Source organism: Aeromonas rivipollensis (assembly GCF_037811135.1).
Classification (GTDB): domain Bacteria; phylum Pseudomonadota; class Gammaproteobacteria; order Enterobacterales; family Aeromonadaceae; genus Aeromonas; species Aeromonas rivipollensis.
In genome coordinates this window covers 2,346,008-2,370,736 of record NZ_CP149130.1, presented here as the reverse complement: position 1 = coordinate 2,370,736, position 24,729 = coordinate 2,346,008, and the positions used below count along the sequence as shown (strand labels likewise).

The 24,729-nt window shown below is 64.1% G+C and carries 18 protein-coding genes and 1 other annotated feature; of the genes, 3 read left to right on the top strand and 15 right to left on the bottom strand.

Annotation, left to right across the window (positions count from 1 at the left end; translation table 11 throughout):
* Positions 1-518: 518 nt before the first annotated feature.
* Positions 519-3,446: an AAA family ATPase gene (locus WIR04_RS10775; RefSeq protein WP_338886799.1), complete on the bottom strand. Its 2,928-nt coding sequence runs from the start codon at positions 3,444-3,446 to the stop codon at positions 519-521.
* Positions 3,447-3,714: 268 nt separating this feature from the next.
* A complete protein-coding gene (locus tag WIR04_RS10770; RefSeq protein ID WP_420883464.1) occupies positions 3,715-4,242 on the bottom strand; it encodes a glycine zipper 2TM domain-containing protein in 528 nt (175 codons plus the stop codon).
* A 349-nt stretch (positions 4,243-4,591) separates the two neighbouring features.
* Here WIR04_RS10770 and WIR04_RS10765 point away from each other — a divergent pair, with 349 nt between their 5' ends.
* The gene (locus WIR04_RS10765; RefSeq protein ID WP_338886795.1) at positions 4,592-6,214 is read left to right on the top strand and encodes an acyl-CoA synthetase; all 1,623 of its coding nucleotides are present in this window, start codon (positions 4,592-4,594) and stop codon (positions 6,212-6,214) included.
* 160 nt (positions 6,215-6,374) lie between these two features.
* Here the strand turns inward: WIR04_RS10765 and WIR04_RS10760 are convergent, their stop codons facing one another.
* From WIR04_RS10760 to hisG, 13 genes are all read right to left on the bottom strand, one after another.
* Complete coding sequence (locus WIR04_RS10760; RefSeq protein WP_338886793.1) at positions 6,375-6,674, bottom strand: hypothetical protein; 300 nt, start codon at positions 6,672-6,674, stop codon at positions 6,375-6,377.
* 108 nt (positions 6,675-6,782) lie between these two features.
* On the bottom strand, positions 6,783-7,073 hold the full coding sequence (locus tag WIR04_RS10755) for a hypothetical protein (RefSeq protein WP_338886791.1): 291 nt from the start codon (positions 7,071-7,073) through the stop codon (positions 6,783-6,785).
* Positions 7,074-7,277: 204 nt separating this feature from the next.
* Entirely contained in the window at positions 7,278-7,844 is a 567-nt protein-coding gene (hisIE, locus tag WIR04_RS10750; RefSeq protein WP_338892536.1) for a bifunctional phosphoribosyl-AMP cyclohydrolase/phosphoribosyl-ATP diphosphatase HisIE, read from the bottom strand.
* A gap of 55 nt (positions 7,845-7,899) precedes the next feature.
* Entirely contained in the window at positions 7,900-8,673 is a 774-nt protein-coding gene (gene hisF, locus WIR04_RS10745) for an imidazole glycerol phosphate synthase subunit HisF (RefSeq protein ID WP_338886789.1), read from the bottom strand.
* Positions 8,674-8,849: 176 nt separating this feature from the next.
* Positions 8,850-12,818, bottom strand: a complete 3,969-nt coding sequence (locus WIR04_RS10740) for a PAS domain S-box protein (RefSeq protein ID WP_338886788.1) — start codon at positions 12,816-12,818, stop codon at positions 8,850-8,852.
* Positions 12,815-14,974: a PAS domain S-box protein gene (locus tag WIR04_RS10735; RefSeq protein ID WP_338886786.1), complete on the bottom strand. Its 2,160-nt coding sequence runs from the start codon at positions 14,972-14,974 to the stop codon at positions 12,815-12,817. The genes WIR04_RS10740 and WIR04_RS10735 overlap by 4 nt, the downstream gene beginning before the upstream one ends.
* A complete protein-coding gene (locus WIR04_RS10730; protein WP_338886784.1) occupies positions 14,967-16,076 on the bottom strand; it encodes a two-component system response regulator in 1,110 nt (369 codons plus the stop codon). The genes WIR04_RS10735 and WIR04_RS10730 overlap by 8 nt, the downstream gene beginning before the upstream one ends.
* 153 nt (positions 16,077-16,229) lie before the next feature.
* Positions 16,230-16,964 (bottom strand): 1-(5-phosphoribosyl)-5-[(5-phosphoribosylamino)methylideneamino]imidazole-4-carboxamide isomerase, encoded by a 735-nt coding sequence (gene hisA / locus WIR04_RS10725; RefSeq protein WP_338886782.1) that lies wholly within the window; start codon positions 16,962-16,964, stop codon positions 16,230-16,232.
* A 5-nt stretch (positions 16,965-16,969) separates the two neighbouring features.
* Positions 16,970-17,602: an imidazole glycerol phosphate synthase subunit HisH gene (gene hisH, locus WIR04_RS10720; RefSeq protein ID WP_338886781.1), complete on the bottom strand. Its 633-nt coding sequence runs from the start codon at positions 17,600-17,602 to the stop codon at positions 16,970-16,972.
* On the bottom strand, positions 17,602-18,735 hold the full coding sequence (hisB, locus tag WIR04_RS10715; protein WP_025326930.1) for a bifunctional histidinol-phosphatase/imidazoleglycerol-phosphate dehydratase HisB: 1,134 nt from the start codon (positions 18,733-18,735) through the stop codon (positions 17,602-17,604). The genes hisH and hisB overlap by 1 nt, the downstream gene beginning before the upstream one ends.
* Before the next feature lie 12 nt (positions 18,736-18,747).
* The gene (hisC, locus tag WIR04_RS10710; protein ID WP_338886777.1) at positions 18,748-19,848 is read right to left on the bottom strand and encodes a histidinol-phosphate transaminase; all 1,101 of its coding nucleotides are present in this window, start codon (positions 19,846-19,848) and stop codon (positions 18,748-18,750) included.
* On the bottom strand, positions 19,845-21,155 hold the full coding sequence (gene hisD, locus WIR04_RS10705) for a histidinol dehydrogenase (RefSeq protein WP_338886775.1): 1,311 nt from the start codon (positions 21,153-21,155) through the stop codon (positions 19,845-19,847). Before hisD ends, hisC begins: the two co-directional genes overlap by 4 nt.
* Before the next feature lie 12 nt (positions 21,156-21,167).
* The gene (gene hisG, locus WIR04_RS10700; RefSeq protein WP_338886774.1) at positions 21,168-22,064 is read right to left on the bottom strand and encodes an ATP phosphoribosyltransferase; all 897 of its coding nucleotides are present in this window, start codon (positions 22,062-22,064) and stop codon (positions 21,168-21,170) included.
* A gap of 28 nt (positions 22,065-22,092) precedes the next feature.
* Positions 22,093-22,217 (bottom strand) — a sequence feature (His leader region).
* 185 nt (positions 22,218-22,402) lie between these two features.
* On the opposite strand from hisG, the gene WIR04_RS10695 reads away from it, so the two are divergent.
* The gene (locus tag WIR04_RS10695) at positions 22,403-22,648 is read left to right on the top strand and encodes a hypothetical protein (RefSeq protein ID WP_025326934.1); all 246 of its coding nucleotides are present in this window, start codon (positions 22,403-22,405) and stop codon (positions 22,646-22,648) included.
* Positions 22,649-22,714: 66 nt separating this feature from the next.
* Positions 22,715-24,667: an ATP-dependent DNA helicase gene (locus WIR04_RS10690; RefSeq protein WP_338886771.1), complete on the top strand. Its 1,953-nt coding sequence runs from the start codon at positions 22,715-22,717 to the stop codon at positions 24,665-24,667.
* Positions 24,668-24,729 lie beyond the last annotated feature (62 nt).

Below are 24,729 nucleotides of genomic sequence, written 5' to 3'. Positions count from 1 at the left end.
GGCATTTCGCCGGGAGGCGGGTGATCGCTGGCTCGCCCGCCGCCAGGCCGGAGCAAGGATGCGGTGCACCGCCATCCTCGTCGGGCACTCTGCCGGAAGAGAAGGGGGCTGGAGACAGGGTCATACTCGCGTCGTCCATGGTGCGAAACAGGATGGTCAGCGTAGCAAGGCGCGCCTCGTGAGGGGTCAGGAAGCGGTCAGGCTTTGGTCGGAAATGGGTCGGGCCCCTTTTCGCGGGCAGAGGGGGCCAGCGCCGGCTCATGACAGGGGGGAGGCCGCCGGGGAGAGGTGCCTCAGGGCGGGAGCAAAGACAAGGCGCTATGGGGTTGGCTGGAGGAGTGCGTGTCCGGGGCGTCCCAGGGCTTGATGGAGCGCCCTGATGGCGTCTCTTGCCCCGGTGCCGTCCGGTGAGCACGGGTCGCAACCCCGGCAGTAAGATGATGGAGCATGGCGGGCTCCGGGGCTCCAGGGCTCAAAGTGGAGCAGGGTGGGGCCGCGTTACGGCCGGCACCCGGGGATCATCTGGCTGTTGGCCTGCTGGCGAGAAGGCAATTTGCCCGGGCGAGGAGGGGGGTATCCCCCGCCTCGGCGAGCTGGGCCGTCAGGGTGGCGAGGGTGTCCCACTCGGCCCGGGTCGGAGTCTGGTATGTGCACAGGGTGACCAGCGCCAGCAAGGCCAGCCAGGGGGTGCCCTGGGCCTGGGCTTCCTCGAACGCCTGACGGGCCGAGGTGGCGGCAGCCTGGGTATCGCCGGCGGCCTGTGCGATCGCCCCCTGGAGCAGCAGCAGTTGTGGCAGGGCAATGCGTTCACCATGACGCTGCACCAGGGCGAGCGCCTGATCCAGTTGTTCCTGCGCCTGGCGCCACTCTTGTTGCAGCACCAGGGCCTCGGCGAGGTAGCCCAGAGTCTCGCTGCCCCCGGATACCATCCCCAGTGCCCTGTTGTCCAGATAGGCCTGCCGGATCTGGTGCGCCCCCTCCCGGGGCTGGCCCCACCGAGTGTCAGCCCACCCCTGGAACCAGCGGCAGGGCGCCTGGCCCTGGACGAGGGCAAACTCATCGACCAGGGCGCGCATCTCGCCGGCCAGGGCCGCCACCCGTGCCACATCGCCGAGCCGGATCCCGCACAGGGCATCGCACCAGAGGGTGATCATCAGCGCCATCGGCTGGGCCAGCCGGTGGGCGCGGGCATAGGCCTGTGCCAGGCGCTCCCGGGCCTGGGCAAACAGGCCGAGCTGGGCGAGGGAGAGGCTCAGCAGAGCCAGTACCGTCGCCTGGGGATCGGCGATAAAACCGATGAGGTCGTGTTCGGCCCCGGCCTGTGCCTGCTCGAGCAGCGGCAGGGCCTGCTCCAGGGTCTCTCTGGCCGCGTCATGGTGGCCCTGCATCATGAGCGCCTGACCCTGCACGGTACAGGCGGCCAGGATCAGCAGGGGATCCGCCTGGGCGACGGCGAGGGCGCGTGCACGGGCGGCGACCGCCAGAGCCTCTGGGTATTCGGCGCGCAGGTCATGGAGGAAACCCAGGCCATGGAGCACCAGACCGGCAATGGGGTGAGCCGGCACCCCGGCCAGCCGGTCGGCGGCCCGCTGGTAGGCTTGGCGGGCCTGCTCCCCGGCCCCCAGAGCATGGAAGGCGGCCGCGCCACGCAGGGTGGCCAGGGTGATCTCCAGGCCGTGGCGTGACGGGCTCTCGGGGAGTTGCTCTATGAGGGTCAACCCCCGGGCGGTCAGGCTCATGCACTCGGCGGGGCTGAGGTGAAGCAGGGCGGCCTCGGCGGCCTCGGCATAATAGCCAAGGGCCTTCATGGGGGCGTGGCCACGGTCGAAATGCATGGCCAGCTCGGCGGCGGTCACCTCCTGGCCCCCTGCGCGCAGCGCCTCCAGGGTGCTCCCTATCTTGCCGTGCAGCGCTCCGCGCAGGGGGGATGAGAGGCCATCATAGAGGCGCTGGCGAAACAGTTGATGGCGAAACAGGACACAGCCGCTGGCCCCCTCCGCCGCCTCGCTCGGGGCTGGCGCCATCAACCAGAGCCGCTCCCGGATCAGCGCCTCGCACCGCTGTGCCATCTCCATCAGACTGCAATCCAGCACCCGAGCCAGGGTGTCGACATGGACCCGGGTACCCAGCACGGCGGCGGCGGCGAGCAACTGGCGCCGCGGCTCGGGGAGTCTGGCCACATGGTGATCGATCAGGGCACCCAGGGTCTCGGGCAGCACCCGGCGAACCAGGCTGGCGGGCTCGGTGTCGTCCCCATGAGTGGTCCGGCTCATCACCTCGGTGGCGAGGGCGGCGACGAACAGCGGGACGCCGCCGGTGCGCTCATGGAGGGCGAGGGCAAGCCCGGGGGCGGCCTTCATGGCCGGCATCCGTTCGCTCACATAGGTTGCCACCTCCTGGGTGCTGAAGGGGAGCAGCCCTATCTCCTCACTCAGACCCTGCCCGAGCAGCGCCGGCCTGAGGGCGTGGAGCGGATGATCGGTGGCGAGGGGCTCGTCCGGTCTGACGCTGCCCAGCCACATCAGGCGGCTGTGACCGGGTCGGCGGGCAAGGTAGTCGATGAGCTGGAGAGTCGAGGGATCGCCCCAGTGCAGATCTTCGGTGATCAGCAGCAGCGGCCGCCGTTCGGTATAGCGATCCAGAAACTCGCTCATCTCCCGCAGCATGCGCTGGGGGTGGGCGCCGACCAGTTCATGCAGCAGGGTTTCGCGCTGCGCCTGGGAGCAGAGCCAGGGCAGTTGCAGCAGCCAGGTCGGGGCCACGCTGCGCAGCAGCGAGACAGCCTCCTCATCGCGACGACAGAGTTCGGCGATGGCCTCCAGCACCGGCAGATAGGGCTCACCCGCCCCGTGCAACTGCACGCATTGCCCCCTAACCCAGAGGCCATGGGGGATCCCGGCGCAAAAGTGCGCGATCAGGGTTGACTTGCCGATCCCCGGTTCCCCCGCGACCCAGACGATGGCACGCAGGCCCTGAGTGGCCCGCAGCCAGGCCTCCTGCAAGCGCACCAGAGCCTCCTCCCGCCCGACAAACAGCCCCAAGGAGGGCGACTGTTGCGTCATCGGAAGCGAAGTGGGGACAGGCGTGACGGAGGGGCAACCGGCCTCCTGGGGGAGCAGCGGACAGATGAAGCGGTAGCCGCGGCGGGAGACTGTCTCTATGAAGCTGGGTTGGCGGGGATCGTCTCCCAGCAGGGTGCGGATATCGCTGATGGCCCCCTTGAGGACGGAGGCGCTCACGAAACGGTGGCCCCATACCCGATCGAGCAACTCATCCTTGCTCAGGAGCAGGCCATGCTCGCGGACCAGGGTGCATAGCAGGTTGAACGGGATGGGGGAGAGGGAAACGGTGTGGTCATGGCGCAGCAGCCGCGCATTTCGTTCATCCAGTTCGAAGTCGCCAAAGCGGACATGCAATAGAGGCGATGTACTTGATATCTTTGACATATTCAAACCGTTATACCGCAGGCTGGCAATCGGAAACATCTTAGTCAGCCAGTTGTCGTGGTCAAGATAAAACGCAAACAGGGTGAGTATAGGAGGATTAGGGCGGGTCAAGTGCGAGAAAGGGGAGCTTATGAAACCTACTTTCTTGAATTGTAGGGGTTTTCCACATGACTCTTTGCATGGATGGCCACCGGAACTCCCGGCACCATGAAAAAGGCCCACCGCGTCGGGTGGGCCTTCTCCATGGCGGGGCGCTCCTAACGGAGTATCAACCCTGCGCGTTGCTCAGTACCAGCTTGCCATCCTTGACTGGGATGGTGGGGCCGGGTTTTTGTTCCATTCGCACTACCCCTTCCTGACCGGCGAGGCGGTAGGTGACGTCATAGCCCAGGGTGCGGGTGCTGCTATCTTGTACCGTCTTGCAGCGCTGCTCGGTGGTGGTGTAAGTGTCCCCCGCCTGCATGTTGCCCTGCACCTGGTTGCCGGCGTAGCCACCGGCGGCGGCCCCGGCGACGGTGGCGACCTTCTTGCCGCTGCCGCCACCGAACTGGTGGCCCACCACGCCCCCGAGGGCCGCACCGACCACTGTGCCCAGGATCTTGTGTTCATCCTGCACCGGCTTGCGGTGGGTGACGGTGACGTTGCGACACTCCTGGCGCGGGGTCTTGATGGTCTCGGTCACCGGCTTGCTGGTCAGCACCTCGGCAAACTGGGGCTCTGATGAAAACAGGGATCCGCTGGCGGCGGCCGACAATGCCAGTGCAGAGGCCACACCGATCCCGATACCTGCCAACATGGATGTGTTCATCTCTTTTCTCCTTACAGTGACTGCCCTTGGGGCCTGGGCTCATTCTTGGCATTTTTGTCTCCGGGCTCAAGGCAATGGCCCTTTGGGTGCGACAGAGACTGGCTGCGCCAAAAAAGGCCCCGGCAAGGGAGCGTCTGTGATTGGCGACAAAAGGTGGAGCAATGGCGTCGCGAGAGTCTGGGGCAGGGGCGCAACCTCTTAAGACGTTTCGCTAATACCTGGGCGTGCGCCCCCTTGGTACCCTCATCGGGTATCAGGATCCGCCGCCTGCCAAGTGCCTCGTGCGCCGTGATCCGCGAGACTCCCCCGCTTTGTGCCCATATGAGGAAGGAACCCGATGACAAAGCCGCACATCTACGAGACTGGCCTTGGCAAGACGCCCGCCAATTTCGAGGCCCTGACCCCCTTGAGCTTTCTGGCCCGGGCGGCCCGGGTCTATCCCGACTACCCGGCCCTGATCCACGGCCCTCTGCGCCAGAGCTGGGCCCAGACCGAACAACGCTGTCGCCAGCTCGCCTCGGCCCTGCGCCGCCGCGGGATTGGCGAGGGGGATACGGTCTCCATCGTTGCCCCCAATGTCCCGGGCATGTTCGAGGCCCACTTCGGGGTACCCATGAGCGGCGCCGTGCTCAACACCATCAACACCCGGCTCGATGCAGAATCCATGGCCTTCATCTTCCAGCATGCCCAGAGCAGGGTGGTACTGGTGGACAGGGAGTTTGGTGCCCTGGTGCGCAAGGCGCTCTCTCTCATTGACAGCCAGCCTCTGGTCATCGCCATCGACGATCCCCTCTATCGGGACGGAGAGCTGGTCGGCGAGCTGACCTACGAGGACTTTATTGCCGGGGGCAACGGCGACGAGCCCGGCTGGCTGCCGGCGGACGAGTGGCAGGCGATTTCCCTGAACTACACCTCGGGCACCACGGGCAACCCCAAGGGGGTGGTCTATCACCATCGCGGCGCCCACCTCAATGCGGTCAACAACGTGCTCTCTTGGGAGCTGCCCAAGCACCCCGTCTATCTGTGGACGCTGCCGATGTTCCACTGCAACGGCTGGTGCTTCCCCTGGACCCTGGCGGCCACCGCCGGGGTGAGCGTTTGCCTGCGCCATGTGCAGGCGGCCGCCATCTATGAGGCGCTGCACGAGCACAGGGTGACGCATTTTTGCGCCGCCCCCATAGTGCTCAACATGCTGAACAACGCCGATCCGGCCCTGAAACTGGGGCTCGATCACCCCATCAAGGCGATGACGGCGGGGGCCGCTCCGCCTGCCACCGTGATCGCCGGCATGGAGGCCATGGGGATCGCCGTGACCCATGTCTATGGCCTCACCGAGACCTATGGCCCCTGCGTGGTGTGCGAGCCTCAGCGCAGCTGGCAGGGGCAGGATGCCACTGCACTTTCCCGGCTCAAGGCGCGCCAGGGGGTGGCCTCTCCATTGCAGGGAGAGATGCGGGTAGCCAACCCCGTCAGCGGCGAGCCTGTGCCCCGGGATGGCAAGACCCTGGGGGAGATCTTCCTGCGCGGCAACATCGTCATGAAGGGCTACCTCAAGAACCCGGCGGCGAGCGAAGAGGCGATGGCGGAAGGTTGGTTTCGAAGCGGGGATCTGGCGGTATGGCACCCGGACGGTTACGTGGAGATCAAGGACAGATCCAAGGACATCATCATCTCGGGCGGGGAGAACATCTCCAGCCTGGAGGTAGAGGACGTGCTCTATCGCCACCCGGACGTGGACGAGGCCGCGGTGATCGCCATGCCGGACGAGAAGTGGGGGGAGGTGCCCTGCGCCTTCGTGAAGCTCAAGGAGGGCAGGGTGCTCAGCCAGGCGGAGCTGATCGCGTTCTGTCGCGAGCAGATGGCCCACTTCAAGGCCCCCAAGCGCATCATCTTCACCCCCCTGCCCAAGACCTCTACCGGCAAGGTGCAAAAGTTCATGTTGCGCCAGCAGCTGGAGTGACCCAGATGGGCTTTTCCATCAATAAGAACGGGCCCTTGGGCCCGTTCCTTATCATCCAGTGAATGCCCGCAGCGAAGAGTGCCAGACGCTGGCCTGTCGCAAGGTCAACAGGCCCTCTGCTTGACGGGGACGCGCTGGCGGCCCGTCATGATAGAGCCTCTCAGCGGGGCGGGTTGGCACCTCTGATGTGTTTGCTCAGCGCTTCCCACAGGCCGGAGATGAAGTAGTAAAGTCCTCCTTCTTCACTGGCCTTGGTGTACTCCGCGAGCGGCTCTATCATGCCGCTCTTGAACTTGTCGAGCGCTTCTTTCTCGTTGGCTGCGTCGATATAATCCCCCACCACCTCGAAGCCTTGCTCCAGCAGTTGTGCCTTTTCAGGTAAAAAAGAGGGGGAAGACATCAGCAAGAAGGTGACGCTGGCGGGATCCTGTCCCTGACGGAAGAACTGGTATTTGCTCATAGGGCCTCTGGGGGGTGAACTGTGCCCCTTCATTATCCACGGGGCGCATCCCGCAGGGCAGGCCCCATTTGCGACATCCCAAGGGGCCTTTATTCAGGTCGGCTTCAGTCAGCGCCTTGGTGGTGTGCCCTTGCCAAACAGCCTGGGAGCATGGAGCAACATGGTTCTAAAGAGGCCTATGGTGCCGGGGCCGCCATAGGGGCGGCTGGGATCGGCCATGTTGAGCTGATGGGATTCGGCCGCCGTGCGGGCATCAGGGGCCAGTATGGGTTCGCCTATGACCTCGAACCCCTGTGCCAGCAAAACGGCCTTGTCTGCCAGGAAGCTGGCCGACGCCATGTCGAGCAAGGTGAAGGCGGCGGGCGCCTCCGGGGTGGAGAAAACCTGAAATTTGTTCATAGCGCCTGGGGAGGTGAGGGTGGTGCGCCATTATCGCCGCCGACCCTGGGATGAGCGACTCCCTGTTCAGGGGGGAGGTCAGCCTTGGTATCCCGGCCCGATCAGGGGCGCAGAGTCCCCTTGAAGCAGGCTTATTCTTGCGAAGAGGACGCAGGCGCACAAAAAACGGGCCCAGCGGGCCCGTTTTGTCTATCGGTGCAAAGACTACTTGTTGTGGCGCTCATGGAGACGCTGCACCACATCCTTTAATCCCAGCCCCTCGTTTTGCAGCAGGACGGTCAGATGGTAGAGCAGATCAGCGGATTCGTTGATGAGCTCTTCCCTGTCTTTCGCCATGGCGGCCAGGGCCACTTCCACCCCCTCTTCACCCACCTTCTGGGCGATGCGCTTGGTGCCCTTGCCATAGAGGCTGGCGGTGTAGCTGGTAGCGGGGTCCGCCCCCTTGCGCGAGGCCAGGATCTGCTCGAGCTCGGCGAGAAAGCCGAGCGGCGGCTGCGGGTGACCGTCGAAGCAGGAGGGGGTGCCCAGATGGCAGGTCGGGCCCACCGGGTCGGCCGCGATCAGCAGGGAGTCCTGATCGCAGTCGGTGCTGATGGCGACCAGTTTGAGCACATGACCCGAGCTCTCCCCCTTGGTCCAGAGGCGCTGCTTGCTGCGACTGAAGAAGGTGACCTGGCCGGAGGCCTGGGTCTTCTCCAGGGCTTCCCGGGTCATGAAGCCCTGCATCAGCACCTCGCCGCTGGCGGCATGCTGGACGATGGCGGGGATCATGCCCTCACATTTTGCCCAATCGAGGCGGTCGATGAGGGTGGGATCAATCAATGGATTATTCACGGATGGCGACTCCTTCGTTTTTCAGCCAGCGTTTCAATTCGGGAATGGGGATAAGGCCCTTGTGGAAGACGGAGGCGGCGAGGGCCCCGTCCACGTCGGCCTGGGTAAACGCATCGAGGAAATGCGCCATGGTGCCGGCGCCGCCTGAGGCGATGAGGGGCACTTTGCAGACGGCCCGTACCAGCTTGAGCTGCTCGAGATCATAGCCCTGGCGCATGCCGTCCTGGTTCATCACGTTCAGCACGATTTCGCCGGCGCCGCGCTTTTGCACCTCCTTGACCCACTCCAGGGTGGTCCAGCTGGTGGTGCGGGTGCGACTCTCGTCACCGGTGAACTGCTTGACCTGATACTGGTCGCTCGCCGCATCGAAATAGGAGTCGATGCCCACCACTACGCACTGCACGCCGAAGCGCTCCGCCAGCCGGGTGATCAGGGTGGGATCGGCCAGGGCCGGGGAGTTGATGGAGACCTTGTCGGCACCGAACTCCAGGATCTGACGGGCATCTTCGACACTCTTGATGCCGCCGGCGACGCAGAAGGGGATGTCGATGACTTCCGCCACCCGGCTCACCCAGCTCTTGTCCACCACACGGGCGTCGCTCGAGGCGGTGATGTCATAGAACACCAGTTCGTCGGCACCCTCCTCGGCGTAGCGGCGGGCCAGCTCGACTATGCCCCCCATCACCTCGTGGTTGCGAAACTGCACGCCCTTGACCACCACGCCATCTTTGACGTCGAGGCAGGGGATAATACGCTTTGACAACATGCTCATTGCTCCATGTAAAGCACAGTTAAAAAAACATCGTTCTGCCGGTGACGCAGGATCAGGCGGCGGACGGAAAAGCGGTTGGCATGCTTTCTCTGCTGGATCCTGAGCGGGAAACGGCGCGCACATCGGGCGGCGCGGCCCCAGGGGAACCAACACTATATGCATGACTTTATTCAGTGATTCAACCCTTTGTCTCCCTTCGCCGGACCCGGGGGCAGCGAAGGGCCATCGGGCAGGGGGGAGATAACGTCTGTTGGGGGCTCATCTGTTTCCCAGCATTGGCGAAGGGTGAGCAGGGCGCCGTCGAAGTTGAATGCCTTCAACTGCCTGGCCAGGGTCTCGCTGTGTGGCCCCAGCATGAGCCGCAAGGGGGCGGCATACTGCTCGAACAGCGGGATCACGGCGGTATCGCTTTGCGCCAGCAGCGTCTCCATCTGGTGGCGCAGATCCCGTTGCCACTGGTTGCCAAGGGGGATGAGATCCGTCGCAGGGGCCGGCGTCTCCTCCCCCAATCGATCGCGCAGGGCAACCAAGGTCCCGGCGATGGCTGCCATCAGGGCGGACTGTTCAAGGCCATCCTCTGCGAGCCTCTGTTCCAGCTGCAGGCACTGCTGCGCGAGATCCTCCATCCCAAGGGTGCTCGCGACCCCGCGCAAGGTGTGAACCAGTCGGGTGGCGGTCACACTGTCACCGGTTTGCAGATGGTGGCGGAGCAGGACCATGTCCTGGTGATGCTCGTTGGCGAAGTGGCGCAGCAAGGCAAGGTATTTGTCCTGATTGCCCTGCAGTGCCGCCAACCCCTGTTGCAGATCCAGCCCGGGGAAGCCATGCAGGTGGGCGAGGGGGCCTGTCTGCATGTCGCTGGGCAGGCTCTGGACATCGGGCTCCACCATCCCGTTGCTGGGCAGCCAGCGCTGTAGCGCCTCAAACAGCTTGGCGGGGGTGACAGGCTTGGCGATGAAGTCGTTCATGCCGGCCGATTCGCTCGCCTTCCTGTCTTCCTCGAAGGCGCTTGCCGTCAGGGCCAGGATGGGGAGCCGCTCCCGGCCAGGCAGGGCGCGGATGGCGCGGGTGGCGCTGTAGCCATCCATCAGCGGCATCTGTATGTCCATCAGGATGAGATCGTAGGGATGCTGGCGGACGCGCTCCAGCGCCTCCTGACCATTGACGGCGGTCTCGATGACGAGGCCGCTGTTGCAAAGCAGCTCCAGCACCACCTCGCGGTTGATGGCGTTGTCCTCCACCAGCAGCACCCGGGCCCTGTGGGGGAAGAAGGTCTGCACCAGGCTCTGCGCCGGCGGGAGCGGTTGCGGCGCCTCCCCCTGACCCGCCGAGAGGGCGGCGGTGAACCAGAAACAGCTGCCCTGGCCAAGGGTGCTGTTGACGCCGGCCTCACCCCCCATCAGGGCGGCAAGCCGACTGGTGATCGCGAGCCCGAGGCCTGTGCCGCCGTATTTGCGGGTGGTGGAGACGTCGGCCTGCTCGAAGGCCTGAAACAGCTTCTCGCACTGCTCCGGACTGATGCCGATGCCGGTATCTTCTACCTCGAAGCGCAGCAGGTAGCCGCCGGCAAGCGGACGGGCCATCCGAACTCGCAGGGTGACTGTGCCCTGCTCGGTAAACTTGATGGCATTGGCCGCGTAGTTGAGCAGTGCCTGGCGCAGGCGGGTGATGTCGCCATGGACCCAGGTGGGCGAGTCTCCCATGTCGACCATGAGGGTGAGACCCTTGGCGCGGGCCTGCTCGCTCATCAGGGCGCTGACGTTGTCCAGCATGGCGGTGAGGGAGAAGTCGCCCTGCTCCAGCACCATCTTGCCCGCATCTATCTTGGAGAGATCCAGGATGTCATTGATGATGGTGAGCAGGTGCTGGGCGGCATTGTCGATCTTCTCCAGCCGTTCGTGCTGGGTGCTGTCCGGGGTGTCGCGCTTGAGCAGATAGGTGAGCCCCAGGATGGCATTCATGGGGGTGCGGATCTCGTGGCTCATGTTGGCCAGGAAGGCGCTCTTGGCGCGGTTGGCGCTCTCGGCTCGCTGATGGGCCTGGGCCAGTTGCAGGGTGCGCTCGTTGACCATCTCCTCCAGGTGGTAACGATACTGATCCAGCTCCTCGCCGAGCTGTTTCTTCTCGGTGATGTCGGCCTGTACCGCCACATAGTGGGTCACTCCCCCGTTCTCCTGACGAATGGGGGAGATGGCCGCCAGCACCTGATAGTGTGAGCCGTCCTTGCGTCGGTTGACGAACTCGCCGTGCCAGCGCTGGCCGCGCTTGATGGCATCCCACAGGGCGATATAGGTGGCTCTGGGGGTGAGGCCGGAGCGCAGCAGGGAGGGGGTCTGACCAATGACCTCGTCCTGCCGGTAGCCGCTGATGGCCAGGAAGGCCGCGTTGACATATTCGATGCGGGCCTGGGTATCAGTGATGAAGACGCCGTCCGGGCTCTGCTCCAGAGCCAGGGAGAGTTGCCTCAGCTGTTGCTCGGCCTGCTTGCGCTCTGTGATGTCAAGATGGATGCCGAGCAGGCGCAGGGGGCGCTGCCGGGCATCCCGATAGACGCTGCCCTTGCTCACCAGCCAGCACAGGTCACCGTTTGGCAGCAGGATCCGGAACTCGACTTCGAAGGGCTTGTCGCTGGCTGACAGTTCGGAGAGCAAGGTGTCGATACGGGGCTTGTCATCCGGGTGCAGGCAAGCCTGCCAGGCGTGAAAGGTCGTGAGTTGCTCGGCGCGGCGGCCGTAGAGGCGGGCGCATTCCGGGGAGAAGAAGAGGTGATCATTGACCATGTCCCACTCCCAGATCCCGACGTGGGCGCCTTCCTGGGCCATCAGCAGCCGTTGCTCGCTCTCGCGCAGGGCGCTGCTGATGGACTCGGCTCGGACCCGGGCACTGATGGCATCGTCCATCAGGTTCAGTGCCGCCAGGCGGGCGCGGCGCTGGGTATCGAGCGCCGCCTGCTGATTGTGCAGCAGCTGCTGCTCGGCCAGCTTGCGCTCCGTGATGTCCTGCACAGTGCCATAGAGCTCGACGACATTGCCGTCCTCGTCCCGCAAGGCAGCCCCACGGGCGGTGACCCAGACGGGGTTCCCCTGCTCGTTGATGACGCCGGCATCACATTCATAGGGTTGCCCGTTGCGCAGGCAGCGCTCGACGGCCTGGGCTAGGGTGTGCCAGCCCTCCTGGGTGAAGTATTTTTTCACCTCTGGATAGACGGCAGGGGGGAGGGCGGGATCACGGCCGTAGATGCGGTAGATCTCCGGGGACCAGAAGTGGTTGCCGTCGCTGACACGCCAGCGCCAGTTGCCGATCTTGGCCAGCCGCTGGGATTCTCGCAGTATCCCCTCGTTGCGGCGCAGGGCCTCTTCGGTCTCCTTGTTCTGCTGATTGTCCTCGATGATGGAGATGAAGTAATCAGGCTCTCCCTCGAGATCCCTGACCAGGGCCACCGTCAGTGTCGTCCAGATGATCTCGCCCCCCTTGCGCAGATAGCGCTTCTCCAGGGTGTAGTGGGGCAGTTCGCCTGCCAGCATTCTGGTGACATAGTGCTGATCGATGAAGAGATCGTCCGGGTGGGTGATCTGCTGGAAGCTCATGCCCATGAGTTCATCGGCACTGTAGCCCAGCATGTCGCACAGGCGCTGATTGACCCGCAGCCAACCGCCATCGGGGGCGACCAGGGCGATGCCGACAGCCGCCTGCTCGAAGGTGACCTGGAAGCGGTTTTCGCTCTGTTGCAGGCGGGATTGGGTGCTGATCAGCTCCTGCCAGCGCTGGATCTCCCGGGCGCGGGAGTGGTGGATGGCGGCGCTGAGCAGGCTGACGAGCACGCCGTTGGCGATCAGGAGTCCCCACTGCACCAGATCCTGACCGGCCGCCACTGTCAGCTCATGGATTGGGGGCAGCAGGAAATAGGTGGTGACCAGGGCAGTGATCAGGGTGCAGAGCAGGCCTGGCAGCAAGCCTCCCAGCAGGGCGCAGATGATGATGGGCAGCATGAAGAGCACCAGCAACGGCCGCTCGCCAAAGGCGATGGGCAGCTGGACCCGGATCTGCAGCATCAGGACGGGCAGCAGCAGGGCCAGCAGGCAGACGCCCCAGCGCTGGGTGGCTGGGCGGACGTGCCACAGTTGCGGTCGGTTCATCATGGCTGCTCCTCCGGCGGCATGGGGGCCTGGGGGTAGGGCGGCGGTAGCCCGAGCTGGCGTGAGAGTTCATTGATCTGGTGCTTGAGGGTCAGCATGGCGAGCTCCCTGTCCACCATCACCTTGTTGAAACGCTCCAGCTCCTCGTTTTGCTGGCGCAGCTCCATGGCCTGGCGGGTCAGAGCCTGCTCGACCTGCTCCCGCTCGGTGACATCGAGCAAGAGCCCGAGCACGGCGGGCTGGCCGCGATAGTCGACACGCCGCCCGTACAGCTCCACCTCCAGGGCCTGGCTGCCGTGGTGCAGGGCGCTGAAGCGGGCATGGATGTCGCCACCCTCCTGCTCGCAGCGCAGCACCAGCTCGGCCACCCGTTCGCTCTCCTCTGGGCTTGCCAGGGCGTGCAGTGGGCCGACGCCGAGCAGGGCGCCGGGGGAGTCATAGCCAAACAGGTGGGCAAAACAGGGGTTGATGTAGCAGAGTCTGCCCTGCTGGATGATGTAGATGCCGGCAAGGGATTGCTCCACCAGGGCGCGAAACAGTCCCTCCCGCTCCCGCAAATCTGCCTCGGCACGCTTGAAGCCCGTGATGTCGCGGGAGATACCGAAGATGCCGATCACCTGACCGTCGTTATCCTGCAGCGGCCCCTTGGTGGCGAGGAATACCCGATCGCCGCAGGGCAGGGTGAGATACTCCTCCTCGGTTTGCACCCGGTTGTTTTCTATCACCCGGCGGCCGGCGGCCATTAGCATCCGGGCCTGATCGGGGGGGAAGATGGCCAGGTCATCCTGGCCCAGCATCTCGGCGGCCGGCTTGCCCACGAACTGGCTGGCGGCGCGATTGAACAGTATGTATTTGCCCTCCTTGTCCTTGGCGAAGATGGCATCCTCCGAGCTGTCGGCGATGGCGGAGAGCAGTTGCAACGCCTGCAGCCGTTGTGCCTGGGAGTGGCGGACCTGTTCGGTCATCAGCAGTCGGGTGTGCTGGCGCAGCAAGATGATGCCGGCGTTGGTGACGAAGAGTACCAGCAGGCTGATGAGACCAATCCAGATGCTCTCCTTGAAGCTGGCCTGGTTGAGCTCGGCCTTGTCTATCTTGGCCAGCAGATACCAGTCCGTGCCCTCGACCGGGTAGACGACGCCAAAGGCCGCCGTGTCGCGATAATCCTTGCCAGAGAGCACCCTGGGCCCTCGTTGCCCGGCATCCAGACGCAGATACTGGGCCGCCAGCAAGGTGTCGTGATGGAGCGGAAGGTGCAGGCGAAGGGCCGAGTCGGGGCGGTAACGTAGGTCGCTCAGATACTGCACCTGATCTGCGCGCTGGCGAAACAGCGTGGCTTCACCACTGCTGTCGGGGATGGGCCAGGGTTTGAGGATCTGGTTTATCCAGTGGCTGCCGCTTATCTGCAGCACTATGACGGGCGCCGGCCCTACCGCCGTGGTCAGAGGCGCCAGGAAGTCGATCCTGGGCTGGCCCAGCTCATCCAGATAGGGTCCGACCCTGAGTACCTTGCCCGCGGTCACCCGGGCCAGGGCGCCGCGCAATGTGGCGTTCATGACGCCCGCCCCCGGGGTCTGCCACAGGGTCTGGCCAGTCGGATCGAAGAGGGCCGCGCCATCGAATCCTTCTGCCGAGATGAACTCCACCAGCCGCGTCAGCCGCTGTGCCTGTTCATCAGACGGCTTGGTCCTCTGAGCGGAGGGTGAGAGATCCCCATAGCGCGGGTTGTCGATGATCTGGCGCAGATCCTGCTCCCGGTTACCGAGCCACTCTGTGATGCGTCGGCTCTTGAGATCCGCGATGGTCTCGAGCCGGGCGACCTCCTTGTCACGGGTCAGCCCGATGTTCTGGGCGATGGCCATGGCAGTCAGGGCCAGAATGAGGCTGTTGAGCAGCAGTATGGGCAGCCACTGGCGCCCGGAGAGCCTGGGGCTTGCCGTGGATTGATTGATGCGGCGGCGCAGCATGGTATAGAGCATGAGCGCTGTGATGAGGATAAACAGCCAGCCCTTGATGGTGCTGGCCAGGGCGAACTGGGCCGGGGTGCTGAAGAGCCACTCCACCGCCTTGTCCGAGAGCAGGATCCACAGGCTCGCCACGGCGGCATAGGTGAGCACCACGTTGAGCACATGGGCTCGGGTCAGGGGAGGCTGTTCAGCCATGGGCAACCTCGGCGTCATCCTGATAACGCTCGGCTATGGTGACGAACTGTTCGAAATGGCTGTCGAAGGCCGCCACCACGTCCGGGTCAAAATGCTGGCCGCTGCCAGAGAGGATCAGGGTGCGCGCCTCCTCATAGGACATGGCTGGCTTGTAGACCCGGACGCTGATGAGGGCGTCAAACACATCCGCCAGCGTCATCAACCTGGCCGAGAGAGGAATGGCGTCGCCACAGAGGCCGTCCGGGTAGCCGCTGCCGTCCCACTTCTCGTGGTGCCAGTGAGCTATCTCCTTGGCCAGGGTGAGGAAGGCCAATGGCTGCTCCATATCCCGCTCGGCCTCCTCGATGGCATCGCTGCCGAGCTTGGCGTGGGTACGCATGATCTGCCACTCCTCGGGGGTCAGCTTGCCCGGCTTGAGCAGAATATGGTCGGGAATGCCGACCTTGCCGATGTCGTGCAGGGGGGCGGAGCGGCTCAGCAGATCGATGTAATCCGGCGACAGTGTCTCGGCAAAGCGGGGGTGACCGGCAAGGGCGCTCGCCAGCAGCCGTACATAGGCCTGGGTGCGCAGGATGTGATTGCCGGTCTCGGGATCGCGGATCTCCGCCAGATGGGCCAGCGCCCGGATGGAGACCTGCTGGATCAGATCGTTTTCGGTCATCCGGCGCGCCACCTCGGCCTCCAGGGCCGCATTCTGATCGTGCAGACCATCCCGGGCCTGCTTGGCCTCCAGCTGGGTGCGCACGCGCGCCTGGACGATGACAGGCTTGATGGGTTTGGTGATGTAGTCGACGGCCCCGAGTGACAGGCCGAACTCCTCGCTTTGGGGGTCGGCGAGGGCGGTGAGCAGTACCACGGGAATGCGGTGGGTCTCAGGGTTGGTGCGCAGCTGTCTGAGTACCTCATAGCCGTCCATGCCGGGCATCATCACGTCCAGCAGGATGAGATCCGGTCTCGTCTTGCCACTGGCAATGCGCAGGCACTTCTCCCCGCTCTGGGCGGCGAGCACCCTATAGGTGGGTGAGAGCAATTCGGTCAGCACCATCAGGTTCTCGGGAGAGTCATCGACGATGAGGATGGTGGCACAGTGAGATGTGAACATAAGCCTTCCGTGACGTTATCTCGATGAGTCCGAGTATAGAGTCAATTGCTTCCAGATTATAAGGGCTTGCCGCTGCGCCCCCAGAAGAAGAGGTGCCTGTTCCGGCGCTGATTGCCGGACAGGCACCTTAGGGATCACCGGGTGATCCCGTGGTCATTCATCCCAGCAGGCGATGGCCTCTTTCACGTCGAACTTGCCTTCGAGGAGCGCGCGGCCGAGGATGACCCCCTTGACGCCGGTGTCCTTGAGCGCCTCTATGTCGGCCAGGCCGCCGATGCCGCCAGAGGCCTGAAACGCCACGCCGGGGTAGCGGGCGCAGAGATCCCGGTAGAGCTCGACGTTGCTGCCCGAGAGCGTTCCGTCCCGGCTGATGTCGGTGCAGAGCACGTGTTTTAGCCCGGCGGGGAGGAAGCGCTCGATCAGCGCCTCAAGGCTCACGCCGCTGTTCTCCTGCCAGCCTGCCACCGCAATCTGGCGATTCCCCTGGGCATCGATGTTGACGTCCAGCGCCAGCACTATGCGCTCGGGGCCGTATTTTTCCATCCAGCTTGCCACCAGATCCGGGGACTTGACGGCGGTGGAGCCGACCACCACCCGGTTGGCGCCGGCGGCCAGCAGGTCCGCCACGTCCTGCTCGCTGCGCACGCCGCCGCCCACCTGCACCGGCGCCTGGGTTACGGCGAGCAGCTCGGTGATGAGGGCGAGCTGGCGCGCCTTGGCATCCTTGGCACCGTCCAGATCCACCAGGTGAAGCTGCTCCGCCCCCTGGGCAACATAGTCGTCGAAGCGGGCCTGGGGGCTGCTGCTGTATGCGGTCTTCTGGCCGTAGTCCCCCTGATAGAGTCGGACTACCTGGCCATTGATGAGGTCAATTGCGGGAATGATCATCCTTGTTACAGCTCCAGAAAGTTTTGCAGTAAACGGGCACCGGCACTGCCTGAGCGCTCCGGGTGGAATTGGGCGCCGAAGAAGTTGTCACGGCCGACGATGGCGGTGAAGGGCTGACCATAGTCGCAGCTGGCGAGGGTCGCCTCCGTCACCTCCAGGGCGTAGGAGTGGACGAAGTAGAAGTAGCTGCCGCTTCGGATCCCCTTGAGCAGGGGGTGGGTCTCATCGTGCTCAATCTGGTTCCAGCCCATGTGGGGCAGGCGCAGATTGCCCACCTCCATCAGCCGGATCCTGCCTGGCACTATGCCGAGGCCCTCGATCAAGCCCTCATCCGATTCGTCACTGCCACTCATGGTCTCCTCCGAGGCCTGTGCCAGCATCTGCATGCCGAGGCAAAAGCCCAGCAGGGGCTGCTTGGCGGCGCGAATAAGGGGCACCAGTCCCCGTTCGTTGAGGTTGCGCATGGCGGCCACGGCTGTGCCCACCCCGGGCAGGATCAGCTTGTCTGCCTGCTCGATGTCGGCGGCCTGGCAGGAGACCTGCGGCTTTACGCCGAGGCGCTCGAACGCCATGCGCACCGAGGCGAGGTTCGCACAGCCCGTATCGATGATGACGAGGTTTTGCTTACTCAGACCCATCACAGCACCCCCTTGCTGGAGGGGAGTTCGCTCCCTTCCACCCGGATGGCCTGGCGCAGGGCGCGGCCAAAGCCCTTGAACAGCGCCTCCACCTGGTGGTGGGTGTTGCCGCTGCCCACCTTCATCTGCAGGGTGATGGCCATGGCGTCCGAGAGGGAGCGGAAGAAGTGTGGCACCATCTCGGTGGCCATCTCGCCCACACTGTCGCGGCCAAAGCCGTTCGGGCAGTCGAACACGAAGTAGGGGCGGCCGCTCAGATCCAGTGCCGTGGCCACGTCCAGCTCGATCAGGGAGGGTGCCTGTTCGCCCTCGCGGGGGCGGCCATCAATGACCGCCTGCACCTCGTCCATCGCCAGCACGAAGCCGAAGCGACCGATGCCGCGCTTGTTGCCAAGGGCCTGACGCAGGGCCTGACCCAGGGCCAGCCCCACATCTTCCACAGTGTGGTGATCGTCGATGTGCAGATCGCCGCTGACTTTAAGCTTGAGGCGGAAACCGGCGTGGGTGGCTATCTGATCCAGCATGTGATCGAAGAAGCCGATGCCGGTGGCAATCTGGTTGCCGCCGCTCTTGTCCAAGTCCACCGCCACCTGAATGCGGGTCTCCTTGGTGTAGCGCTCCACCTCGGCCACACGCCCCTTGGAGAGCAGCTGATCACGGATGGCGAGCCAGTCGTGATCCTGCGGGTGGTAGCGAATGCCGCGAATGCCCATGTTCTCGGCGAGTTGCAGATCGGTCTGTCTGTCGCCAATCACGAAGGAGTTGGCAAAGTCGATGCGACCCGAGGCGAGGTACTCCTTGACCAGCCCGAGGTGGGGCTTGCGGCAGCTGCAGCCGTCGGTGGGGAAGTGGGGGCAGATCAGCACCTGCTCCCAGTTCACCCCTTGGGATTCAAAGAGATGCATCATCAGATCCTGAGGGGGCTGGAAGTTTTCCAGTGGCAGGCTGGCAGTGCCCAGCCCATCCTGGTTGGTCACCATCACCAGCACGTAACCGGCGGCCTGGAGCTCCCGCAGCACCGGGATCACCATGGGCTCGAAGCGCAGCTTGGCGAGGCTGTCCACCTGCTTGTCGGTCACCGGCTCTTCTATCAAGGTGCCGTCACGGTCGATAAACAAAAACGGGGTCTTCATCTGGCTACTTCCTTATACGCTGGCGGCAGACGGGTTGCTGGCTGAGGGGGTTCTGTTCGATAGATCGCGCAGCACGGCGAGAACTGCGTCCATCTCCCCCTGATAACCGATGGTGATGCGGATGCTGTTGTCCAGGCCCGGCTTGCTGGAAAAATCACGCAGTATGATGCCGGCGGCCTTCATGGCGGCAAAGACGGCGGCGCCATCGGTGAAGCGCACCAGCACGAAGTTGCCCTTGTCCTCGAACACCTCTTTCACGCAGGCAAGCCGGAGCAGCTCGGCCTTGATGAGGGCCTTCTGCCTGTTGAGCTCCACCACCCGCTCCTGCATCAGCGCCAGTCCCATGGGGGAGAGGGCCTGGGCTGCAATCTGGGCGATGGGCTCGGGGATGGGGTAGGGGGCTATCACCTTGGCCAGCATGGCGATCACCTCGGGATTGCCCAAGGTGAAGCCGCAGCGGATCCCCGCCAGGGCAAAGGCCTTGGAGAGGGTGCGAGTCACTACCAGATTGGGGTATTGGGTCAGCAGATCCACCACTGAGCCTTCCGGGCAGAACTCGATGTAGGCCTCGTCCACCACCACTATGGCGCGCTCCCGGGCCTTCTCCAGTAGGGCGACGAGCCCCTTGCGGCCCACCAGATCCCCGGTGGGGTTGTTGGGTGAGCAGAGGAACACCAGCTTCACGTCGGAGAGGCGATCCGCGATGGCGGGCCAGTCCGGCTGACGGCTGGTGGTGAGCGGCAGCTCGACGATGCCGACGCCGCAGGTCTCGGCGCTGATGGCGTACATGCCGTAGGTGGGGGGGCAGATGAGGATCTGATCCTCCCCCGCCTCGCAGAAGGTGCGGATCAGGAGCTCGATGGCCTCGTCGGCGCCGCGGCTCACCAGCACCTGATCCGGATTGACCCCGGCGTAGGCGGCGTAGCCGTTGACCACCTCGGCCGGCTGGCACTCGGGGTAGCGGTTGAGGCGGTTGCCCTCGATGGTGAAGGGGTAGGCCAGCGGCGCCTCGTTGGCGTTGAGCCAGACATGACCCTGACCACCGATGCGACGGGCGGATTGATAGGGGGTGAGGGCCCGCACCACGCGGCGAGCCAGATTGGCGATGCTCATGACAAATCCTTCTGCGGCTGGCTTGAAAGTGCGTTCAATCTGAGGGTGACGGCGTTCTTATGGGCATCGAGTCCTTCCGCATCGGCGATGCGCTGGACTATGGGGCCAAGGCCCCGGATCCCCTCGATACTCAGCTCCTGCACAGTGTAGCGGCGCTGGTAATCCGCGAGCCCGAGGCTGGAGCAGGTGCGGGCATAGCCGTAGGTGGGCAGGGTGTGGTTGGTGCCGCTGGCGTAATCGCCGACCGACTCGGGCGTCCAGGATCCCAAGAAGATGGAGCCGGCGTTCTCCAGTTTATCCAGCAGATCGCGAGGCGCTTGGGTCTGCACTATCAGGTGTTCCGGCGCATAGGCGTTGGAGATGGCGCAGGCCTCGTCCAGACTGTCGCAGAGGATCACCAGGCTGCTGCCGAGCGCCTGGGCGGCGATATCCCGGCGGCTGAGCTGGGCAAGCTGGCTTTTTATTTCGCCAGCGATGGCATCGGTCAGGAGCGGCGAGGTGGTCACCAGCACCACCTGGCTGTCGGGACCGTGTTCGGCCTGGGAGAGCAGGTCCGCTGCCACGAAGGCGGGATTGGCGCTCTCGTCGGCAATCACCAGCACCTCGGAGGGGCCGGCCGGCATGTCGATGGCGGCGCCGCGCCAGTCCCGGGAGACCTGGCCCTTGGCCTCGGTCACGTAGGCGTTGCCCGGGCCGAAAATCTTGTCCACCTTGGGGATCGTCTGCGTGCCGTAGGCCATGGCGGCGATGGCCTGGGCGCCGCCGATGGCGAACACCTTCTCGACCCCGCAGGCGCGAGCGGCAAACAGTATCTCGTCGCTGGCCGGCGACGGGGTGCAGAGCACCACCTCGCGGCAACCGGCCAGGCCTGCCGGAATGGCCAGCATCATCACTGTGGAGGGGAGCGGTGCGCTGCCCCCCGGCACATAGAGGCCGACCCGGCTGATGGGTTGGGTGCGCAGCTCGCACACCACCCCAGGCTGGGTCTCGACCCGTACCACCGGTTGCGCCTGGGCGGCGTGAAAGGTGCGAATGTTGGCGATGGCCGCTTCGATGGCGCTTTTGATCTCGTCATCCAGCCGCGCGCAGGCAGCTTCAATCTCATCTTCGCTGACACGCAACTGCTCACGGGGAGCGCGCTCGAAGCGCAGACTCAGCTCGCGCAGGGCCTCGTCGCCCCGGCTGCGCACCGCGCCAATGATCTCTTTGACCACGGCGCCGATATCGGCCTCGTCATTGAGGGCAGGGCGGGTCAGCACGTCGGCCTGCTGGGCGGGGGAGAGGGTCTTCCAGATCAGGGTCTGCATGATGTCCCTTCCTTATTCCATCATCTTTTCGATGGGCAGCACCAGAATGGAGCTGGCGCCGAGGGCCTTGAGCTGCTCCATGGTCTCCCAGAACAGGGTCTCGCTGGAGACGACGTGCAGGGCCACCTGATTGGTGTCACCGGCCAACTGCATGATGGTGGGGCGCTCGGCGCCGGGCAGCAGATCGGTGATGGCATCGAGCTTGTCCTTGGGGGCGTGCAGCATGATGTACTTGCTCTCGCGGGCCTGCTGCATCCCCTGGATGCGGGGCAGCAGTTTGTCGATGAGCTTCTGCTTGGCCTCACTCAAGGGGTTGGGGGCTTGCACCAACACCGCCTTGGAGCGATAGATCACCTCCACCTCTTTGAGGCCGTTGGCCTCGAGGGTAGCACCGGTGGAGACCAGATCGCAGATGGCGTCGGCCAGACCAGCGCGGGGCGCCACTTCCACCGAGCCGCCCAGCATGACGCTCTTGAAATTGAGCCCCTTCTCATCGAAGAAGCGCTTGAGCAGACCCGGGTAAGAGGTGGCGATGCGTTTGCCTGCCAGGCTTTCGGGCCCTGTGTAGGTGACATCTTCCGGCACCGCCAGCGACAGGCGGCAGCCACCGAAGTCCAGCTGCTTGAGGGTCTTGACCTGATAGGGCAGATCCTGGGAGGCGCGAATGAGCTGCACCTCTTCCAGCACGTTCTCGCCTATGATGCCAAGGTCGACCACCCCTTCCATCACCAGCCCGGGGATGTCGTCATCACGCACCCGCAGTATGTCGATGGGCATGTTTTCCACGTGGGCGATAAGGCGCTGTTCCCGTAAGTTAATTTTGAGGCCGCAGCTCTTGAACAGGGCCTGGGAGTCCTGGCTCAGGCGACCGGATTTTTGCATGGCGATGCGCAGACGTTGTGTTTCCATTGCTCGATTTCCTTCTAGTCAAAAACGAAAAAACCCTCGGAAGTGTGTGCTTCCGAGGGTTCATGAATCTTGCGGTCCTTTTGGAAGTCACCAGTTAAGTGTCTTCCAGCAGTCAACCTCCTGAAAGACTAGTCGGGATGATGATGGTGATGATGAGTCTTCAGCAGGGTGAACTTCATGTAATCAATCCTTTACAAATAAGATGTCGTTGTTGACGCCTGATTTAAACTACCTGCCTTGACAGAAAATGCAACCTGAAAATGTGATTTGCCCGATTAAAGTGGAGAAAACGGTTTTCTGGTCGATAACTAATCAAGATAGCCTGAGGAGTGATCACCATGCCCAGCCAGGACCTGTTATTCCCCATCTTGCCGCGCGCGCCGTCGACCCCGAGCCCCGACGACATCAAGCGGGAGGTGACCCAGATCAGCCAGAAGCATCAGTTGCGCAAGATTGGCACTGACAACGGCGGCGGCGCCCAGCAGTACCAGCAGGGGCATCACCCGGCCAGGCGTGATCAGCCAAAGGAGCAGGAAGATGATCACAAGCCGGATCCGGACCATCAGATCGATCTCTTCGTCTGAACGCATTATCAGTCCCGCTTTCGCCACGCTTTTGGCATAATGGCCGCTTTTGCGCGGGACCCTCCTTTGACCATCCAGACCCTGTTCAAGCCAGATGGCCCTCTGGCCAGCCACATCGAGGGCTTCAAGGCCCGTGCGCCGCAACTGGAGATGGCCGAAGCGGTGGCGTGCGCCATCAAGAGCGGCGGCCGCCTGCTGGTGGAGGCGGGCACCGGCACCGGCAAGACTTACGCCTATCTGGTGCCGGCGCTGGAATCCGGCAAGCGGGTGGTGATCAGCACAGGCTCCAAGAACCTGCAGGAGCAGCTCTTCTACCGGGATCTCCCCACCATCACGGGCGCGCTCTCCTACACCCCGCCGGTGGCCCTGCTCAAGGGGCGCAGCAACTATCTCTGCATCGAGCGGATGAACCGCCTCTTGAGCGAATCCCACCTGCAAAAGCCCGAAATTCTCAGCGATCTGGTCAAGGTGAAGTCCTGGTCCACCGCCACCGACAACGGCGATGTGGGGGACATTCCGGGGCTGCAGGAGAACGCCGAGATCCTCGCCCACGTCACCAGCACCAACGACAACTGCCTCGGTCGCGACTGCCCCTATTATGACGACTGCCATCTGGTGGTGGCCCGGCGCCGGGCCATGGATGCCCAGGTGGTGGTGATCAATCATCACCTCTTCTTCGCCGATATGGCGGTGAAAGACACCGGATTTGGCGAGCTGGTGCCCGAAGCGCAAGTCTATGTGTTCGACGAGGCGCACCAGTTGCCGGAGATCGCCACCAACTACTTCGGCAAGTCGGTGGGCAGCCGCACCATTCTGGATCTGGCGCAGGACATCCAGCTCGCCTATAGAGCCGAGGCCCACGACATGGGACAGCTTGGCAAGGCGGCGGACAGGCTCTCCATCGCCAGTCAGGACTTGCGCCTCGCCTTCGGGATAGACGGGGGGCGTGGCAATACCCGCGATATCCTGCGCCAGCCGCTCTGGGGCCAGGCCCTGGCCCGTCTCAACGACGCCATCGGGCTCTGCTACGAGGTGCTCAAACTGGCGCTCGGGCGCGGTGAGCAGCTGGATCACGCCTTCGAGCGAGTCTGCGAGCTGCGCACCCGCCTAGGGGAGGTATTGGCGGTCAACCAGACAGGTTTCTCCTACTGGTATGACTGCTCCCGGCTGCACTTCTCCCTCAATCTCACCCCGCTGTCGGTGGCCGAGCGGTTCGGCGCCGAGGTGCAAAAGCCCGAGGTGGCCTGGATCTTTACCTCAGCCACCCTGACGGTGGATATGCGTTTCGATCACTTCAAGGCGGAGCTGGGGCTGGCCGGCAGCGCCGAGCTTATCCTAGACAGCCCCTTTGACTACGCCGAGCAGGCGCGGCTCTGTGTGCCGCGCTTCCTGCCTGAGCCCAATGCCTTCGGGCGGGGGGAGCAGCTTGCCAACCTGATGATCCCCCTCATCAACAAGACGCCGGGGGGATGTTTTTTCCTCTGCACCAGCCATCAGGTGATGCGGCAGGTGGCCGAGGTGCTGCGCCGGGAGATAGGCCGCACCGTGCTCTTGCAGGGGGAGGATAACAAGCAGCGGCTGCTCAAGACCTTCGTGGAGAACGGGCGCGCCGTGCTGGTGGCTACCAGCAGTTTTTGGGAGGGGATAGACGTGCGAGGGGCGGCATTGTCCTGTGTTATCATCGACAAGCTGCCCTTTGCGAGCCCGGACGACCCGCTGCTCAAGGCACGGGTGGATGATTGCAAGCTCAAGGGGGGAGATCCCTTCGCCGAGCTCCAGCTGCCCAAGGCGGTGATTGCCTTGAAACAGGGGGTGGGGCGGCTCATTCGTGATCGCAGTGATCACGGCGTGCTGGTCATCTGTGATCCGCGCATGGTCAACAAGCCCTATGGCGCCACCTTTATCAAGAGTCTGCCCGCCATCCCTCGCACCCGGGAGTTAGAGTCGTTGGGGAGTTTCTTTGACCGGGGCGCTCTGCATTCGACCTGCGATGCTGGCGGGTGGCTAGCGATTGACTGATTTGCCATGTTAAGAAAACGGGTGAGCAGATCCCGCTTGCACGTTATGTCATTGACTGATTT